Source organism: Elusimicrobiota bacterium, assembly GCA_028718185.1.
GTDB lineage: Bacteria > Elusimicrobiota > UBA8919 > UBA8919 > UBA8919 > JAQUMH01.
The window spans coordinates 32,454-51,476 of the sequence record JAQUMH010000001.1; the positions used below are offsets into that span (position 1 = coordinate 32,454).

Below are 19,023 nucleotides of genomic sequence, written 5' to 3' on the forward strand. Positions count from 1 at the left end.
TTCATTTTATGAAATATGTCATTTCTTTCTGAACTTTTAACAATCGATCTACCTGACTATTTAATAATTTACTATTCAGTACTTCCTTATAATTTTCATCATACATTTTAATTCTTGGTATATTATATGATTCCAGCGGTATTACTATTGAAAGGGATTTATTTATAACCGCCATTTCATCCCATGTCGTGGTAACGATATATTCCCTTTCTTTGTTTTCCAAAAGAGAGAACCCCTGACTATAGTCGTTTGATGAATTTTTACAGCCTAAAAACGAGAACATTGTAGAAACTACATCTAAATGACTTGTCAGTTTTTTATATATCTGCGGTTTATGGTTTGGAATATACAAAACAAACGGGACTTTGACCTGTTCTTCGCAAAAACCCTGATTATGACCATAAAAACCTTTTTCAAAAAATGCCTCGCCATGATCGCCGGAAATAATTACAATAGTGTTTTTTAGAATATTTTTTTTCTCCAATTCACTTAAAATTTTACCTATGAGATAATCATCGTAGTAAATGGCATTTTTATATCTATTGAAAACCGGTAATATATTATCTTTATTAAGTGTGATATAATTAAATGTTTCAGCGGCAGGTTTAAATTTATGGAAGTTTGAAGGTGATTCATAACTGCCATGCGGACAATCAAAAAAAATAAATGAAAAGAAAGGAGTTTTGGATTCTTTTTTACTTATATACTCTATTAAATCATTTGCTATTATTGCATCTTTTTCTGATTTGTCTTCTGATTTAGGTTTATCCATTATTTTTTCCGGAGGTATTTCAACAAAACATGTCTTCGTAAATTCAGGGAAAGTTAGTTCAGTAGCAGCAAGTATCTTAAAATCATAATTTAACTTAATCAAGGAATCAACAAAAACCGGTGATTGTCTTTCCCCCAGTATAGAATTCCAATAATATCCGTCAATACCATAAAACAATGAAAACACGCCAAATCTTGTACAATTACCCCCACTATAATGATCCTTAAAAACCAAAGATTTTCTGCTAAATTCATAGATATTAGGAGTTATGTCTTTGTTTAACATATCATATCTGAAAGAATCGATTAAAATCCATATAATATTAGGTAAATTCTGCTGGTTTTTGTAAAATTCTATCTTTTTTTTTGGATAAATAAGTCCGGAATGTTCTTTATCCAATTGAAAGGAAACTGTTTCGTCTATTTTTAAATTAAAATATTTTTGAGCTAATTTCTTAATTGTAAGAGGTTGATATAAAGGGAATAATTTCATATGCCTGGTTATATAAGGGTTGTTTTTCAAGTCGGCATATGCATAAATCCCTTTATCCGCAACTATAACCGACAGAACGCAAATAACTGCCAAATAAATATTATTTTTTCTTAAAATATATTTTTTTTCTACTAAAGATTTAGCAAGATAATTATACAAAAATATCTCAAGCAGGAATAAAGATATAATGATAAAAACAAAAAACAGCTTTGTCGCCAAGTTAAAATCCAACGATTCCCACCCGCCTTTCGTAAATAAAGTATTTATTACAAATCCATTTATATGAAATCTAAAAATCCTGTAAATCCCGACGTCTATAAAGAACAATAGATTAACCGTAAAAAACATAAATATAAATATAATTTTGGGTAATCGCATAAAATAAAATACCGACAAAAGCAATAACAACAAAATATAAACCAAAAAAATATTTGAGAGATATGCGATAATTGTATATATTATCTCCGCAGGATTATTACCGACAAATTTAAAATACGGGAGACCAATAAGCAAAGTTAATATAAGATTAAAAAATACAAAGATAATGATTTTTAAATATTTTTTATTTTCCATAATGGTATATAATTTCATTTTCAGGATATTTTTTAGGAAGCTTTAAATAAATATAATTAGATGTATACCCGTAACCATTTGTCTCGGTTAAAACTTCCATTTTTTTACCCATAAACTTTTTAGAAAAATCATGCCGGAGCTGCAAATCCAACATCCGCAGCTTTGTTTGCCATTTCTTCACTAGCGATGAGTTTTCTCTTATCATTTTAAAATTGACAGGATTTATCAACTCTGCTTCTGTCCCAGGTCTTCTGGAAAACTTAAAGATATGCAACCGCGAGAACTTGCACTTTTTTATGAAGTTATATGTATTGTCAAACGTCTCTTCCGTATCTGTCGGATATCCGACAATAATGTCTGTTGTAATTCCAATATCTGTAATCTTTTTTCTTATTTTACTGACTTTTTTTAAAAATTCCTTAGTTAAATAAGGTCTTTTCATGTCTATTAATATTTTATCATCACCAGACTGGAGCGGAATATGTAAATGATGACAAAGTTTTTTTGACTCAGCCATATGTTCTATCAAATCATCGGTAATGTCGTTTAATTCAATCGAAGAAAGCCTTATACGATAAAGTCCTTCTGTTTTTTCTAATTCTTTTATTAAACCGGTTATATTAACCTTTAACTTATTCTCAATAAATTCATATTTTCCAAGCCGTATGCCGCATAGAACAACCTCCTTGTGTCCGGCTGAAACATAACATCCCACTTCTCTAACAACATCATCATAACTTTTTGAAGATAATGTCGGTCTGACTTTCGGCACAACACAATAAGCGCATTTACCGTTACAACCATCCTGAACTTTCACAAAAGCCCTGGTGCGATTGTGAAAAACTTCAGCCGCTATATCAATATTGTTTATTTTATTATAATTAGCATCTATTATATTTAAAATGTTTTCTTTGTTTGAATTTTTAAACAGTTTTACCTTGGGAAACTCATTTCTTAAACTACTCTCCGCTCTTTCAACATAACATCCCGTGAGAAATATTTTTGCTTTAGTATTTATTCTTAAACATTTTCTTAAATATTGCTTTGTTTTATGATCTGCATTAGAAGTTACTGTACAAGAATTAATAATAATAATATCGGCGTCTTCAGGTCCCGTAAAAACACACCCTGCTCTTGAAACTTCAGCCTGCATTTTTGAAGTTTCACACTGATTTACTTTACAACCAAAAGTATAGAAATGTATTTTCATTATATCAGCTATATTATATAATAAGAAGGTGATTTTAGAGGACAAGTGCGGTGTTTTCTAGTCTTCCAACTCATATAAAATATTTGCCACTGCGGCCATGGGAGCTGTTTCTGCACGAAAAATTCTTTTACCGATTGAAACGGATATAATATTATTTTTTTTTGCTAGTTCGATTTCAGAATCCGAGAAACCGCCTTCCGGACCAACTAAAAGATTAATTGATTGAATAGCTGAACGGTCTAATGATTTAAGAACATTTTTTAAAGTATTTTCCTTTTCATATTCCCATAAAATTAAAGAAATGCTATTTTTTAAATCTGGTGGTTTTTTTTCACTCTTTTCCTTTGATTGTTTTTCTGTTACTGAATTCATTATTATATATGAGGTAGATATTGTCTCTACTTTAGTTGCCACTGGTTCTATTGAATTTATAGATTTAACGACATCCGCAAACTTCAGAACTTGTAAAACTTTTGGAACAATAGTTCTTCCGCATTGTTTAGATGCTGCAATTGCAATTTTTTGCCACCTGCTTAATTTAGTAACACATCGCTCCGCCATTTCAGGGATTGTCCTTTCGGAAATTACAGGAATAATCGTATTTACACCAAGCTCGGTAGTTTTTTCAACAATTAAATCGAATTTCTTTCTTTTAGGAACTGACTGATAAAGATTAACCTTGATTTTTGCTTCAACATTCTCCCTTAACTTTAAAATGATTTTTACTTTTACACTATCAGGATTAATTTCCAATATTTCCGTTTTATACTCGTTACCTTTCCCATCAAACAAAAAAACCAAATCACCCACATTTTTTCTTAAAACATTTTTCAGGTGATGCACTTCACCGCCGGTAATTAAAGCCGTACCGCTTTCTATTTTCTCAACAAAAAATCTTCGCATTTGACTCACCACTCCTAAATAATTTCAGAATGATACTATAAATATATATCTATTTGTTAAATATCTTTTTAAAAAAACTTTCGTCTATTTTTTCGCCGGATATCTGAGCATATTCTTTCAAAAGCTCTTTTTGGCGGGTAGTAAGATTCTCCGGCGGCACTATAAAAACTTTTACATATTCATCTCCAACCCGTGAAGAATTAACTGATGGCATCCCTTTTTCTTTAAGACGAAACACTTTATTGGAAGGTGTCCCTGAAGGAATTTTCATCGAAACATTTCCGTAAAGCGTCGGAACTATTATTTCACCGCCTAATGCTGCCGTGGAAAAACCTATCGGTACATCAACATAAATATCATCTTTTTCTCTTCGAAATATTTTATGTTGCAAAACTCTGACAACTATATATAAATCCCCGGAAGGTCCGCCTTTTTCACCCGCTTCTCCTTGTCCTTTAGCTCTTATTGTATTTCCGGTATCTACACCTGCAGGAATTTTTACAGTTATTTTAGATTGTTTTTTGACTTTTCCCCTGCCTGAGCATTCAGAACAAGGTGTACCGACTATTTCACCGCTTCCTCCGCATTTTGAACATGTCTGTTGAAGCGAAAAAAAACCACGCGAATATCTGACAACACCGCTACCTTTACAAGTAGAGCACGTTTTTTTTGATGTTCCTTTTTTTGCACCGCTACCCCGGCAAATGGAACATACCTGCGTATGATAAATATCAATTGCCTTTTCACTACTTTTGAACGCTTCTTCTAATGTAATTGTCAGGTGGTATTCTAAATCTGCCCCCTTTGTAGATAGTGTCCTGTGACTTTGACCGGAAAATCCTCCACCACCAAAAATATCAAAAATGTCACCAAAAACCTCACCAAACCCTCCATTCTGAAAAATATCTTCAAAACCGGAAAAATCGGCATTTTTGAAAATATCTTCAGATGTATATCTCCCGTCAATGCCAGCATGACCATATTGATCATACAACTTTCTTTTCTCAGTATCAGACAAAACAGCATAAGCCTCAGAAATTTCCTTAAATCTTTCTTCTGCTTCTTTCTTTTTGTCAGCGGTAACCCTGTCAGGGTGAAATTGTAAAGCAAGATTTCTATAGGCTTTTTTTATTTCATCTGCAGTTGCATTCTTTTGAACACCAAGAATTTCATAATAATCACGTTTTGTCATAATAAAATGAGCTACTTCGTCGCCTTACTTGCTTTCTTCTTTGTAATCAGCATCAATTACATCATCTTTCTTTTTCGTTTCTTCTGTAGGTGTTTCTGATTTTGTTTCTGGTTCCTGCTGGTTTGCTCCTTGCGATTCTGCTGATTGTTTTTTTGTTGCATCTTTATAAATTTCTTCAGCAAGTTTATGTGAAGCAGTTAAAACCTCTTCTTTTGCTTTTTTTATTTTTTCAAGATCATCTGTTTTTAGTGCTTCCTTTGCATCAGCAATTGCTCTTTCTAATTTAAGCCGTTCTTCGGCAGAAACCTTATCACCATGTTCTTTAAGTGACTTTTCCGCTGAATATACCACAGCATCGGCTTCATTTTTAACCTCTATTTCCTCTTTCCTTTTCTTATCTTCTTCTGCAAATCTTTCAGATTCTTTCACCATTTTATCAACTTCTTCTTTGGATAGTTTGGTAGGTGCAGTAATTTTTATTGATTGTTCTTTGCCTGTTCCTAAATCCTTTGCAGAAACGTGTAAAATACCGTTAGAATCAATATCAAATGTAACTTCAATCTGAGGAACACCGCGAGGTGCTGCAGGGATACCGACTAAATCAAATCTACCTAATGAAACATTGTCCTTTGCCAACTGTCTTTCACCTTGCAAAACATTTATAGTAACAGCCGGCTGGCTATCCGCAGCAGTTGAAAATATTTGTGATTTTTTAGTAGGTATAGTAGTATTCCTGTCAATTAATTTTGTCATAACACTACCCAATGTTTCAACTCCCAATGAAAGCGGTGTAACATCTAATAATAATATATCTTTCACCTCGCCTGTTAAAACAGCTGCCTGAACCGCAGCGCCCATAGCTACACATTCCATAGGATCTACGCCTCTTTCTACTTTCTTACCGACTAACTCTTCAACAAATTTCTGTACTGCAGGCATTCTTGTCGGACCGCCGACCAGAATAACTTTTGCAATATCATTAGGGGTAAGTTTAGAATCCGAAAGTGCTTGCTCAACAGAATGCCTGCATTTATCTATTATGGGACCAACTATTGATTCTAATTTGGAACGGGAAATCTTCATAGTAAGATGTTTTGGACCCGATGCATCTGCAGTAATGAACGGCAAATTTACATCTGTTTCTAAAACATTGGAAAGCTCTATTTTTGCTTTTTCGGCTGCTTCCTTTAAACGCTGTATTGCCATTTTATCATTTCTTAGATCAATACCGGTTTCTCTTTTAAATTCTGAAGCGATATAATCAATCATGGCATTATCCATATCTGTCCCGCCAAGCTGAGTATCACCACTGGTTGATTTCACTTCAAAAACACCACCGCCGAAATCCATTACTGTAACATCAAGTGTCCCGCCGCCAAAATCAAAAACAAGTATTTTTTCTTCTTTACCTTTCTTGTCAAGTCCGTATGCAAGACATGCCGCAGTCGGTTCATTAACTATTCTTTCAACTTTAAGCCCCGCAATTTCTCCTGCATCTTTAGTTGCCTGGCGTTGATTGTCATTAAAATAGGCAGGAACAGTAATTACCGCTCTATCGACAGTTGTACCTAAAAATGCTTCAGCATCTCTTTTAATTTTCTGTAAAATAAAGGCAGAAATCTGTTGAGGGGTATATTCCTTACCATAAATATTATACTTATAATCCGTACCCATCTTTCTTTTTGCTGCCATAACCGTACCTTCCGTATTAGCTACAGCTTGACGGCGGGCCGGTTCACCTACTATCAGTTGTCCATCTTTCGTAAATGCTACATATGACGGAAATGCTTTTCCACCAAGTGTCATCCCCTCAGCTGATGGAATAATAGTTGCTTTACCACCTTCCATAATAGCAGCAGCTGAATTTGATGTGCCTAAATCAATACCAATAATTTTTGCCATAAATGCCTCCCTATTAACATCATATTTAAGAACTAAGAACTCTTTATTCTCAATCCTCTTTTTTTAATTCTGTTTCTTTTGACTCTATCTTTTTTGCAGTCTTAACTATTGCCGGTTTTAAAACCCTGTCACCTATTTTATAACCTGATTTAACCTCTTCTATAATTATACCATCTTCCACATTTTCCTGCTCTAATACCCCAATAATATCATGTAACATAGGATCATATTTTTCACCAATAGTTGCTATTTGTACTACATTATGCTTTTTCAAAATCTCAGACAACTTCTTTTCTATATGCTGTAAACCTTCCTGTATCGATTCACTGCTATTTACTTTTTCAATCATTGTTTTAGCTAATTTTACTGTCTCAAATATATCAAGCAACTCCATTATTGTTGAATTTTTGCCATCCTCAAAAAACTCTTTTTTTTCTTTTTCTGATCTCTTCCTATAATTTTCAAAATCCGCCTTAATGCGTAATATTTGTTCATAATATATTTCTGCTTGTTTCTTATGTTCAGACAATGATTGCCTTAATATTTCAAGTTCTGAAACCTTTTCTTCTCTATAAAGCTCTTCATTGCTTTTTTTATCTTCAGTCATTTTTATTCCCTGCAACTGACATAATTTCGCTTACACCCTTACTAATCCTATATGTATTTGATGCAATATCTATACCTTTGGATTCAACATCATTTTCAAAATTAAAAATATTATCAATATTTTGCCTTAAAAAATCTAATTCTTTTTTATTAGTTATTTGAAATGATTCTACTTTATTATTAATACTATTGTTATTAATATTATTAATAATATTTTTTATTTCCGACAATACGACTCCCCTCATAATATTATTAACCATTTTTGAAAAACTATTTAAAAAATCCTGACTTACAGGGTCCTCTGTTTTTATTATAAAATTTCTCACAACACTTATATCGGAATAAATAACCCCAAAAATTGTTTTTTTGTTAATAGATGTCAGTATCAGTTCTTTAAAAAATACTTTTTCCGGTTTGGGTAATATTGAATAGCTGGAATGTTGTAAAACATAAAAATAGATTCTTGACAATTCCATTAAAGCATTGTTTTGTGATTTTATCTGTATAAAATAATTCTTTTCAAGTTCGTCTTTTTTCTTAAAAATCACTTGCTGTGCTTCCATAAGTTCATTTATATAAAATCGCCAAGCTTTATCAGTCGGGATTTTACCGGATGATTTATGTAAACCATGCAAATAGCCGTCTTTTTCAAGTTTTGACATCCAACTTCTTATTGAACTCGATGAACATGAACATCTTTTTGTCAGTTGTTTTGAACTCACTGGTTTTAAAGATGTTTCAATATATTCCAAAATAACTGTCTCTAATATCTTTTTGTTCTTGATATCCATTTTTTATCCGATTATCCTGCACACTTTGTTACATTTACCAGATTCTGCATCAATTGTTAAAACAATTCCGTTGAAAAATATATCGTTTTTAGCAACTTGAAATTTAGCAGGCATACCGGTTAAAAACCTTTTAAGAACATCTGATTTTTCAACTCCTATTATCGAATCAGATGATCCGACCATACCAGCATCAGTAATATAACCTGTTCCATTTGCTAATATTTTTTCATCAGATGTTTGAACATGAGTATGCGTTCCCACCACACCACTTACCCGGCCGTCTAAAAAAAATCCTAATGCCTGTTTCTCTGAAGTTAACTCGGCATGAAAATCAACAATTATAATAGGTCTTGGCTTTAATCTTGACAGTTGCTCTAAGATTTTATCTGCTGTTCTAAAAGGACAATCAACTAAAGGCATATTAAATCTTCCTAAAAGGTTTACAACTGTTACTTTAATTGTTTTATTTGAGTCAGGGGTAGTAATATCTACTGAACACAAACCTTTTCCCGGTACACCTTCAGGATAATTTGCAGGCCTGATAATTTTCGGATGATCAATTGTTTCAGTGAATTCTCTTCTGTCAAAAGAATGATTGCCCAACGTTATGACATCAACACCTGCAGAAAAAAGATCCTCAGATGTTTTTTTGGTTATACCTGCCCCGCCGGCTGAATTTTCACCGTTAGCAATTGTGAAATCAATTGAGTGCTTTTCCCTTAGAATAGGTAACAAATCACTTACTTTTTCCCTGCCTGGTGAACCTATAATATCACCGATAAAAAGAATGTTCATATATAACGTATAATTGTCAAATTTACTAAAAAATCTAGTTTTAAACGATTTAGAGACATTTAGGCGAATAAACTGTTAAAAAATGACTCGTTTAGTGAAAAACTATGATTTTTCAGTAAAATCCATCTTCTACTTCATTTTCTACTTAGACTATAAAATCAATACAAAGCAAAAAACTACTTAGCCAGCTCTTGATATCGTGTTTCTCTTATGACTGTTACCTTAATCTGACCCGGATATTCCAGTTCTGTCTCTATTTTTCTTGCAATATCCTGGGCAAGCTGACTTGCCGCAGCATCATCAATATCTTCAGGTTCAACTAAAATTCTTACTTCTCTGCCTGCCTGAACTGCATATGATTTTGCAACTCCAATGAATGATTCAGCAACTTTTTCAAGCCGTTCTATCCTTTTCAAATAATGTTCAAGCGTTTCCCTCCTAACACCCGGACGTGCTGCGGAAATAGCATCAGCAGCCTGTAAAACAAACGCTTCAACCGATTCGGGTTGAACAATACCTTCATGATGAGCCAATATTGCATTTATCATTTTTGGAGATTCGCCATACTGTTTTGCAGTATCTGCAGAAAGCTGATGATGCGTTCCTTCTACATCCTTATCAACTGCTTTTCCTATATCATGCAGAAGTCCGGCTTTTTTACAAAAATGAACATCAACTCCGAGTTCTGCTGCAAGATAACCTGCTATATTTGCGACTTCAAGAGTATGTGACAGCTGGTTCTGACCATAAGATGTTCTGTATTTCAATTTACCGATAAGTTTTGTAATTTCAGGATTCAAATTTGTAATACCTACCTCTAAGGATGCATCTTCTCCTGCTGCTTTTATATTTTCGTCCATTTCCTTCTTCACTTGATTAACAACTTCTTCTATTCTAGTGGGGTGAATTCTTCCATCTGCCATTAATCGTTCAAGCGATATTTTTGCAACTTCTCTTCTAACCCCGTCAAAACTTGATAAAGTAATAGTATCCGGCGTATCATCAACTATTAAATCAACACCTGTCGCCTGTTCAAATGCGCGTATATTTCTACCTTCCCTTCCAATTATTCTTCCTTTCATATCGTCATTTGGTAATGGGACAGTAGATACAGTTATTTCCTGTGTATAGGTATTCGCACAATGTTGAATTGCAATCGCCAGTATCTCTTTTGCTTTTTTTGAAGCTGTTTCTCTTGCTTCCTGTTCTAATTTTTTTGTTAAAACAGCTGCTTCTTTTCTAGCTTCTTCTTCCATAATCTTCATTAAAACTTTCTTTGCTTCATCACCTGTCATTTGAGATATTTTCTCAAGTATCTTTTTTTGTTCATCTTTCTGCTGGTTCAATTTAATAAGTTCTAATTCTATTATTTTAGATTTCGAATTAATTTCGGTTTCTTTTTTTACAATATCTCTTTCTTTTTTCTCGATAATTTCAAATCTTTTATCAAGATTTTCTTCTTTTTGCAAAAGACGCCTTTCAAGATTTGACAATTCCTGCCGTCTTATTTTTGTCTGTGCTTCAAATTCCTGGCGCTGACGATGCATCTCTTCTTTTATTGATAATTCTCCTTCCCTTTTCTTCGCTTCAGCATTTTTTTCTGCATCCGTGATAATTTTCTTAGCTAAAGTTTCGGACGATTTTAAACTTTTTTTGGCAATAGAAACTCTAATGAAATATCCAACAATCAAACATATAATCGAAGCCGCTAAAACCATTAAAATATTATCCATTTTTCCTCCTTTTTATTCGTTGTTACAAATACAAGCATTTCGCCTGAAAATTCGTTTTTCCGTAATTACAAAATCCATCGGAACATCTTTTTCTGAAACCGGTATCCTTTTCAAAACCTGAAAACTGTGCGACAAACCAATCTTTACCGTAGAAATATTTTTTAAAAACTTGTCAAAATATCCTTTACCAAAACCAATTCGATTACATTGTTTGTCAAATACTACACCCGGAACAATCACTGCATCTAAATTAAAGTTGTTTTTAAGATTATTACCTTTAGTTTCCGGTTCTAAAATCCCATATTTACCTGAAACTAAATTTTTTAAATCTTTAATTTTAACAAGCATTAACTTATTTTTCACAATTTTGGGTAAAAAAACGTCCTTCTTTAATTTTAATGAACTTTCTATCATCTTACGAGTATCAACCTCGTTTTTAAAAGATACGTAAAACGATACTCTTCTGGCATCGCAAAACTCCCTTAGCTTAAAAAGTTTTTTTAATATCTTTTCACTATTTACATCTACTTCCTTTTTATTAATTTCTTCTCTTATTGCTAATATTTTTTTCCTGATATCCTGTTTATTCATTTACTTATTTTTAAGTTCTTCCGGAACATCAACAATTCTTTCTTTTTCTATCTTTTCAATTTTTTCAAATATTTTAGAATATGCTTCTCTGGATTTTTTTGCTAAAGACAAATATATCGTTACCTGAGAAAGTGAAATCTTTGCTTCAGGCATACCGACAAAATCAACTGCTTTAAGAACTGATGCTGCTAAAACTAATCCCATCGGGTCAGCATTACCAACATCTTCACTGGCAAAAATTACGAGCCGCCTTGCTATAAATCTAGGATCTTCACCGGCAACTAACATTTTTGCAAGCCAATAAAGAGCATCATCTGCTTTACCGGAACGCATAGATTTAATAAATGCAGAAATGGTATCATAATGACCATCTCCTTTTTTATCATAGACAACAACCTTTTTTTGAATGGATTCTACTGCAACATCTAAAGAAAATTCAACAAAACCTTCTTTATTTTTCTTTGTCGTTTCAAAACCTATCTCAACAGCATTCAAAAGCCGCCTGGCATCTCCTTCTGAATATTTTTTTAAATGATTTTTAGCTTCTACTGAAAATATAATTTTTAATTTTAACCCGGTACTTTGTAGAATATTTTCTAAATTATCTTCTGAAAGCTTTTTAAATTCAAAAACCTGTGATCTTGACAAAAGTGCAGAGTTAATATAAAAATATGGATTTTCAGTTGTGATTCCAATCAAAACGATTACTCCTTTTTCTACATAAGGCAGAAGACAATCTTGTTGCGACTTGTTAAAATGATGTATTTCGTCAATAAGCAAAATAGTTTTTTTATCTCTATTTTTCGCTGTATTAATTGTTTTTCTTAAATCATCTACACCGCTTATAACAGCGCTTATTTCCTGAAAATATCCCGATGTCATATTAGCGATAATCTTTGCTAAAGATGATTTTCCGCTACCGGAAGGACCGTAAAATATAACAGATGAAAGTTTATCCGATACAATTGCCCTTCTTAATAGCTTGCCTTCCGATAAAATATCTTCTTGTCCCACAAAATCATCAAGTGTCTTGGGACTCATTCTCGATGCTAATGGTTCTTTTCTTTTGATATTTTCTTTTTCAAACAAGTCCATATATAGATACTAAAATTACTGAAATATCCGCCACTAAACCGTTGGCGGATTTATCCTTTACGCATTCTGCGTAATAGGATAAAAAAATCCCCGCGAATGCCGTGTGAACAAAATGTTTGAAGCACTACTTACTAAGTGGGTATCCTGTTCAAGTAACCAAAATTACAAGAAACGCAGATTCCCAAAATTGTGCTTGTAAGCTCAAAACAGTCTATTCAACACCAACACCGCAGGGAAATTATAATATCACAAACGTAATGCTGACTCTAAATGCAAAATCAACTCATCAACATTTCTATCTAATTCCGTTTCAATATTTTCTTTTTCTTCTTTCAACGCAAAAACTTCCTCCGCTAATGTAATAAGTGTAAGATTTAGTATCTTCAAAGTATCAGGTGTGTTCTGTTCTTTGCTTACTTCATTCAATTTTTCATTAACATATTTTGCAAGCTGGCTGACAAACAAGGGCTCCATTTCTGTTTCAATATCAAACTCACTATTCAATATTTTTATAGAAACCCTTTCTTTTGTCATTAGATTTTCGCCCTCTCAATGTTTTCTATAATACTTTTTATTCTACCTTTTATTATATCCCTTTCTTTAACATACTTTCGCACCATTTTATTTTCCTCCTCAAACATATTTACCTTTGAAAGTAATTCTTCATTCATGTCTCTAAGTTTCTGATTTTCTTTTTTCAAATCACTTATTCTAAACGAAATGCCTTTAACTTTTTCTTTTAACAAAGCAACTTTACTGCCAATCTTATCCATTACACTAAAAAATTATACAAAAATATTTGATTTTGTCAACTCTCTTTTTGGTGATTATTTTTATAATAATTATTTGAACGAAATTGGCTATACTATTTATCAGCCCAGTCTTTGGCGATTAAAATTGCTTGTTCCAATACTGTTTCGGTTGCTTTTTTCTGTTTATCAGGTGGATACCCATATTTTCTTAAAATTCTTTTTACCATTACCCTCAAATTTGCCTGTATATTTTCTCTTATTGTCCAGTCAATAGTAACATTATTTCTCACTGTCTTTATCAGTTCCCTTGCAATTGTTCTCAAGATTTCATCTCCAAGAACCTTAACTGCACTGTCATTTACTTCCAAAGCATCATAGAATGCAAGTTCATCTTCAGTTAAATTTAATAACTCACCCCGTTTATCAGCATCCCTCAACTTCTTTGCTAATTCAATGAGTTCTTCTATAACTCTTGCTGTTTCTATTGCCTTATTCTGATATTTCCGAATCGTCTTTTCCAGCATTTCCGCAAATGACCTGCCCTGTATTAGATTTCTTTTTGTCCTTATTTTTATTTCGTCATTCAGCAATTTTTTCAAAAGTTCAAACGCTAAATTTTTGTGCGGCATATTTTTTACTTCCGCCAAAAACTCATCCGAAAGAATTGAAATATCCGGTTTTTTAATCCCAGCTGCTTCAAATACATCAATCACTTTATCAGAAGTAATTGCTTTTGATATTATCTGTTTTATTGCCGTATCAAGTTCTTCTTCTGTTTTACCACCACCCACTTCAAACTTCGCAATTCTTGACCTTACCGCTTGAAAAAAACCTACATTGTCTCTAATCTCAAGTGCCTTTTCATTCGGGACGGCAAGGGCAAACGCCTTTGATAACTGCGAGACATAATTCAAAAATCTTTCTTTTCCCTTCTCTTTTTCCTTGCCTAATATAAATTCGGCCGCTTCAGCCAATATGCCCATCTTTTCTCTTACACCAACAGTGAAAAACTTCTTATAATCAAATTTACCTGCCTCGCCAACAGGCGGGACGAACATGCCACAAACGATTTCGTATTTTTCAAGCATAACTGCAACTGCTTCTCTCTGGTCAAAAGTGGGCTTCCCTTCTCCGCCACTTTCTGTATAGATTGAAAGTGCTTCTTTCAAATCGGCTGCAATGCCTAAATAGTCAACCACGAGTCCACCGGGCTTATCTTTGAAAACCCTGTTCACTCTTGCTATCGCCTGCATAAGACCGTGCCCGCGCATCGGCTTGTCAATATACATCGTATGCAAACAAGGAACATCAAATCCCGTAAGCCACATATCTCTCACAATTGATAGCTTAAGCGGGTCGCTGTCATCTTTCATTCTGTTGCCTATTTCTCTGCGTCTCTGTTTATTTCTTATATGTTCCTGCCAACCAACATCATCACTTGCAGAGCCGGTCATTATTATTTTAAGAAAACCTTTGTCATCGTCTTTGTGATACCAATCGGGACGGAGTTTTATAATCTCATTATGCAGTTCAATACAAATACGCCTACTCATACAGACAATCATTCCTTTGCCATCAAGCACTTTTAGACGCTCTTCAAAATGTTCTACAATATCTTTTGCAATCTGTTTAATCCTTTTTTCACTGCCAATGATTGCCTCAAGCCGAGCCCATCTTGTTTTTAACTTCTCTTTTTTCTTTACTTCTTCGAATTCGGTCACTTCTTCGAATTCAGGGTCAATTTTAGGTCGCTCTTCTGCTTTTAACTCAAGTTTAGCAAGACGGTTTTCATAAAATATTCTGACTGTGGCACCATCTTTAACTGCCTGCTCAATATCATAAACATCAATGTAATCGCCAAAAACTGCAATCGTATTCCTGTCAGTTTTTTCTATAGGCGTTCCGGTAAATCCTATAAATGAAGCATTCGGCAATGCATCCCGCATATGCTTTGCGAAACCATCTATAAAATCATACTGACTTCTGTGTGCCTCATCTGCAATAACTACTATGTTTCGTCTTTCAGACAACAATTGGAAACGGTTTGCATTTTCTTCAGGGAAAAATTTTTGTATTGTTGTAAATACAACACCACCGGATGCAACTTTTAAATATTCTTTAAGTTCATCTCGTGTTTCTGCCTGTACCGGCTCTTGCCTTAAAAGTTCCTGACACCTGCAAAAAGTACCATACAATTGGTCATCTAAATCGTTTCTATCTGTAAGAACGACAATAGTCGGATTATCCATCCTAAGAACAAGTTTGCCGGTATAATATGCCATTATTAAACTTTTCCCTGAACCCTGAGTATGCCACACAACACCGCACCGTTTGTCGCCTTTCTTACTTGATGCTTTAATCGTTGATTCAACCGCCTTATTTACCGCATAATATTGGTGATATGCTGCTATCTTTTTGGAAGTTTTAATTTGCTCATTTTCAAAAACAATAAAATGTCTAATTAAATCAAGAAGAACTTTTTTATTCAGCATCCCTTTCAATAGCACTTCTATCTGCGGAACAGTTGCCGGTTCTTTTTCTGTGCCATCAATTGTTTTCCAAGGCAAAAACCTCTCCCAATCAGAAGTTATTGTCCCTGCTCTTGCTTCATTGCCATCACTTATTATAAGGATTTCGTTGTAATTGAAAACGGAAGGTATTTGTGTTTTGTAGGTTTCAAATTGCTTGAATGCCGATTTTATAGTAGCGTTTTCATCAGCAGGATTTTTTAATTCAATGACAACTAACGGCAAACCATTCACAAAAATAACAATATCGGGACGCCTGTTGTTATTATTTTCTATAACTGTAAATTGATTTACTGCTAAAAACTCATTATTGTTGATATTCTTAAAATCAAAAAGCCATACTTTATCACCAACAATTTTTCCCACCTTTTTATATTCAACATCAACACCGTTAACCAAGAGTTTATGGAAATTATGATTATTTACAATCAGGTTAGGGGTTTTGTCTCTCAATACTTTTTTAAGGACTTCTTCTTGGGCAGTTTTTGGAACCTGTGGATTTAACCTGTCAATTGCTTCCATTAACCGCTCAATCAAAACAGAATTGAAATAATCATCTCTTTCAGGTCTCGTGCCATCAACAGCAATATCCGGACCATAAAGTGTCTTATATCCCAATTCTTTTAATATGTCCAATGATAACTGTTCAATTTCCGATTCGGTGATTATGTGTGGCATATTTTTCAATGTTTATGAAACTAATTCTTGCCTTATTGCTTCTCTCTCACTCCAAATTACTGGATTAACTCCATAATTAAACAGTGCTTCAATAACCGAAGGCATAGTTTTTTGTTCTGAATCATTTAAGAAAGCATAAGCTTTAGAATTAGTAGGTCTAACTTCCTTGGTATCAATCCAAGAAAAAGCAAGAGCTTGTGCAGTATCTTTATTGGGTCTATTTATTGTTTGAATAATTCTTTCCGGTTGCCTTTTTGATGCAGGAATTACAAAGTCAAATAAATGGTCATAACCGCTTTTCCCAGTAAATTTAATCCTCGGAGTATATCTAATATCATTTATATTCATCCAAGAAGTAACATCTTCAAAAAACAAACTGGCAACCATAGGTGCAGCTAAATAAAATAAATCATTTATTGCTAACATAGCCTGTACCAAATTATGCTTTTTTAATGAAAAGTTTTCAGATGAAGCATGCAAAGTTAAAGATTTTTCTTGCATTTTAACGCCAAAACCGTTTAATGTTAATAGAAGAAGATCCTTGCGTTTTTTACTATCTAATTCACAGCCCGATTGCATAAGATCAGCAATGGTATAGCCATCATCTGTTAAAATATAACCATTATTATCCCGCTTAACATATATTTGTAAATAATCATTGTGTCTATCCAAATAAGGAGTCGTTATTTCGACCCAATCTTCTACTTGACGTAAAGCTGTTTTATCTTTCAACCAATTTAAGTAATTATCCAAAAGCTTTTGTATTTCGTCTATCATGAAAATAACCCCCTCTCTATGTTCGGTGGTTCTATTATATTACATAATATCATAAAATCGCTCAAGGTTTGCCATAAATCAGAAATATTTGGGAATCTGTCAATTGGCAAAGGTACTGCCCACTTATCACCAAATCCTTCACGATAATAATGTAAATGTGGTGATGCTATTTCTTGCCCATCAGGATTCCTATGAGGCTGTCCACCAAAATCTAATCTAACAAGTATTACTACTTGTTGTGCACGATTTTGATATGAACCTTTTAGTAAGTCAATTCTACCTCTGCTAATATCAAGCATAAAGTTCTCACGTTTGTTTACAGAAGTTATAGGAACGCGTATTTGTCCACCATATCCAGGGTATTCCCAACTTACATCATTGACTTTTACTTTTTCCATTGCTATCAAAGTATTCGCTTCGGTTTGAGGTAAATTAATTTCAGGCATTTGCACTCCTTTTTATTCTTATCTTTCCTGACATTAGTTTTGGTAAAAGAGAATCACAAATATCGTTTAATTTTTTATTTTCTCGCAAATTCTCTAATATTTGCTGCATGATAGGCTCAATTACCTTATGAAACTTTTTCATTATGAAATCATTTGGAACAACAATACTTATTCGCGCAAAATTTCCTGTATTAAGATTCAATGTAGCTGTTCCCCCAAGTCCCATAGTTTTTATTTCTTCACTTTTGTTCAACATAGAAAAATACATAAAATATGGACTAATTTCTTTTTTACAAATAATGCTATTTATTTGTTGATTTGTCTGACTAACTTCACTTGTAAGTGATACTAAACCTGGAGTAGCTATACAACTGACACAGACAGATAACGCAGATAAATATTTATTTTTTTGTAAATCAGCCCCTTGTTTTGAAAGTATTTTTTCTGTTTTAATTACAAAAACAAAATTACGCATATCAGGAATAGTAATGAACGGTATATCTGCTCCATAATTATCTCTATTTATAGTTGCAGGAGTTTTTCCGCAAATAATATCACCACAGTCTTTTATTTCTTTTTTCCCCCATCCATCAGGTAAACCATTTTTAAATTTTGTTTTTTCATAGTCGGGGAAACGGAAAGCAATAAACCACTCCTTGAATATTGCCTGAGCTATTGACTCAAGGGTTTTATTCATCTGGTTATTTAGTTCTATCTTTTCATCAAGGTCAGAAAGAATTTTTGCAATCGCCCGCTGTTCATTGAACGATGGTATATGTTTTTTTATTTCATACACGTAATCACGATTAAGTCCGGGAACTGCTGAATGACTATTCATTTCAGTAAGATTTAATGTTTTAAGAAAATAATACCAAAACAATATGTCGTTTTCTCCTTTTGTTTTTACGTAATATGTTGTATCAATAGGCCAAAAATCAGTTTTTGAAAATGTAACTTGTCCAACAGTGCCTTTCCTGCCAATAATAATTCCAGGTCCTTTTACAAGTGCTTCATTATGCTGACCAATAATACCATTTGAACCATAGACCGATATATCACCACCTTTTCTCTCTCTTGTTATAAGCCCATCACCATAAACTAACTCAATATTATTTCCAACAGATGATTCTTCCCATCCTTCGGGAATTGCACCAATTTCTGTTTGTTTGAATTTATTCTTTTCCATA

Annotated in this window: 17 protein-coding genes and 1 other RNA gene; all 18 read right to left on the reverse strand. The window is 33.4% G+C overall.

Annotated elements, in window-relative coordinates; all coding sequences use genetic code 11:
- Position 1 precedes the first annotated feature (1 nt).
- The 18 genes from PHE88_00160 to PHE88_00245 all read right to left on the reverse strand — a co-directional run bounded on the left by PHE88_00160 (position 2) and on the right by PHE88_00245 (position 19,022).
- The gene (locus tag PHE88_00160; GenBank protein MDD5686232.1) at positions 2 to 1,837 is read right to left on the reverse strand and encodes a sulfatase-like hydrolase/transferase; all 1,836 of its coding nucleotides are present in this window, start codon (positions 1,835 to 1,837) and stop codon (positions 2 to 4) included.
- On the reverse strand, positions 1,827 to 3,047 hold the full coding sequence (locus tag PHE88_00165) for a MiaB/RimO family radical SAM methylthiotransferase (protein ID MDD5686233.1): 1,221 nt from the start codon (positions 3,045 to 3,047) through the stop codon (positions 1,827 to 1,829). Before PHE88_00165 ends, PHE88_00160 begins: the two co-directional genes overlap by 11 nt.
- Positions 3,048 to 3,104: 57 nt before the next feature.
- Positions 3,105 to 3,950 carry a 16S rRNA (uracil(1498)-N(3))-methyltransferase gene (locus PHE88_00170; GenBank protein ID MDD5686234.1) on the reverse strand — a complete coding sequence of 282 codons (846 nt, stop codon included), beginning with the start codon at positions 3,948 to 3,950 and terminating at the stop codon, positions 3,105 to 3,107.
- A gap of 49 nt (positions 3,951 to 3,999) precedes the next feature.
- The gene (dnaJ, locus tag PHE88_00175; GenBank protein ID MDD5686235.1) at positions 4,000 to 5,142 is read right to left on the reverse strand and encodes a molecular chaperone DnaJ; all 1,143 of its coding nucleotides are present in this window, start codon (positions 5,140 to 5,142) and stop codon (positions 4,000 to 4,002) included.
- Positions 5,143 to 5,166: 24 nt separating this feature from the next.
- Positions 5,167 to 7,044 carry a molecular chaperone DnaK gene (gene dnaK, locus PHE88_00180; protein ID MDD5686236.1) on the reverse strand — a complete coding sequence of 626 codons (1,878 nt, stop codon included), beginning with the start codon at positions 7,042 to 7,044 and terminating at the stop codon, positions 5,167 to 5,169.
- Between the two features lie 49 nt (positions 7,045 to 7,093).
- The gene (locus PHE88_00185; GenBank protein ID MDD5686237.1) at positions 7,094 to 7,651 is read right to left on the reverse strand and encodes a nucleotide exchange factor GrpE; all 558 of its coding nucleotides are present in this window, start codon (positions 7,649 to 7,651) and stop codon (positions 7,094 to 7,096) included.
- Positions 7,644 to 8,441, reverse strand: coding sequence for a hypothetical protein (locus tag PHE88_00190; GenBank protein ID MDD5686238.1), 798 nt, complete (start codon positions 8,439 to 8,441; stop codon positions 7,644 to 7,646). The genes PHE88_00185 and PHE88_00190 overlap by 8 nt, the downstream gene beginning before the upstream one ends.
- 3 nt (positions 8,442 to 8,444) lie before the next feature.
- Positions 8,445 to 9,236 (reverse strand): TIGR00282 family metallophosphoesterase, encoded by a 792-nt coding sequence (locus PHE88_00195; GenBank protein MDD5686239.1) that lies wholly within the window; start codon positions 9,234 to 9,236, stop codon positions 8,445 to 8,447.
- 176 nt (positions 9,237 to 9,412) lie between these two features.
- Entirely contained in the window at positions 9,413 to 10,969 is a 1,557-nt protein-coding gene (gene rny, locus PHE88_00200) for a ribonuclease Y (GenBank protein ID MDD5686240.1), read from the reverse strand.
- A gap of 12 nt (positions 10,970 to 10,981) precedes the next feature.
- Positions 10,982 to 11,560, reverse strand: coding sequence for a 5-formyltetrahydrofolate cyclo-ligase (locus tag PHE88_00205; protein MDD5686241.1), 579 nt, complete (start codon positions 11,558 to 11,560; stop codon positions 10,982 to 10,984).
- A complete protein-coding gene (locus tag PHE88_00210) occupies positions 11,561 to 12,655 on the reverse strand; it encodes a replication-associated recombination protein A (protein ID MDD5686242.1) in 1,095 nt (364 codons plus the stop codon). It abuts the gene before it with no gap.
- An 83-nt stretch (positions 12,656 to 12,738) separates the two neighbouring features.
- Positions 12,739 to 12,894: non-coding RNA, 6S RNA (ssrS, locus tag PHE88_00215), on the reverse strand.
- A 7-nt stretch (positions 12,895 to 12,901) separates the two neighbouring features.
- Entirely contained in the window at positions 12,902 to 13,189 is a 288-nt protein-coding gene (locus PHE88_00220) for a cell division protein ZapA (GenBank protein ID MDD5686243.1), read from the reverse strand.
- Entirely contained in the window at positions 13,189 to 13,428 is a 240-nt protein-coding gene (locus PHE88_00225; protein MDD5686244.1) for a hypothetical protein, read from the reverse strand. The genes PHE88_00220 and PHE88_00225 overlap by 1 nt, the downstream gene beginning before the upstream one ends.
- 92 nt (positions 13,429 to 13,520) lie before the next feature.
- The gene (locus tag PHE88_00230; protein ID MDD5686245.1) at positions 13,521 to 16,613 is read right to left on the reverse strand and encodes a type I restriction endonuclease subunit R; all 3,093 of its coding nucleotides are present in this window, start codon (positions 16,611 to 16,613) and stop codon (positions 13,521 to 13,523) included.
- 12 nt (positions 16,614 to 16,625) lie between these two features.
- A complete protein-coding gene (locus tag PHE88_00235; GenBank protein MDD5686246.1) occupies positions 16,626 to 17,390 on the reverse strand; it encodes a DUF1829 domain-containing protein in 765 nt (254 codons plus the stop codon).
- On the reverse strand, positions 17,387 to 17,836 hold the full coding sequence (locus PHE88_00240; GenBank protein MDD5686247.1) for a hypothetical protein: 450 nt from the start codon (positions 17,834 to 17,836) through the stop codon (positions 17,387 to 17,389). Before PHE88_00240 ends, PHE88_00235 begins: the two co-directional genes overlap by 4 nt.
- The gene (locus tag PHE88_00245) at positions 17,829 to 19,022 is read right to left on the reverse strand and encodes a restriction endonuclease subunit S (protein ID MDD5686248.1); all 1,194 of its coding nucleotides are present in this window, start codon (positions 19,020 to 19,022) and stop codon (positions 17,829 to 17,831) included. The genes PHE88_00240 and PHE88_00245 overlap by 8 nt, the downstream gene beginning before the upstream one ends.
- Position 19,023: the final 1 nt, after the last annotated feature.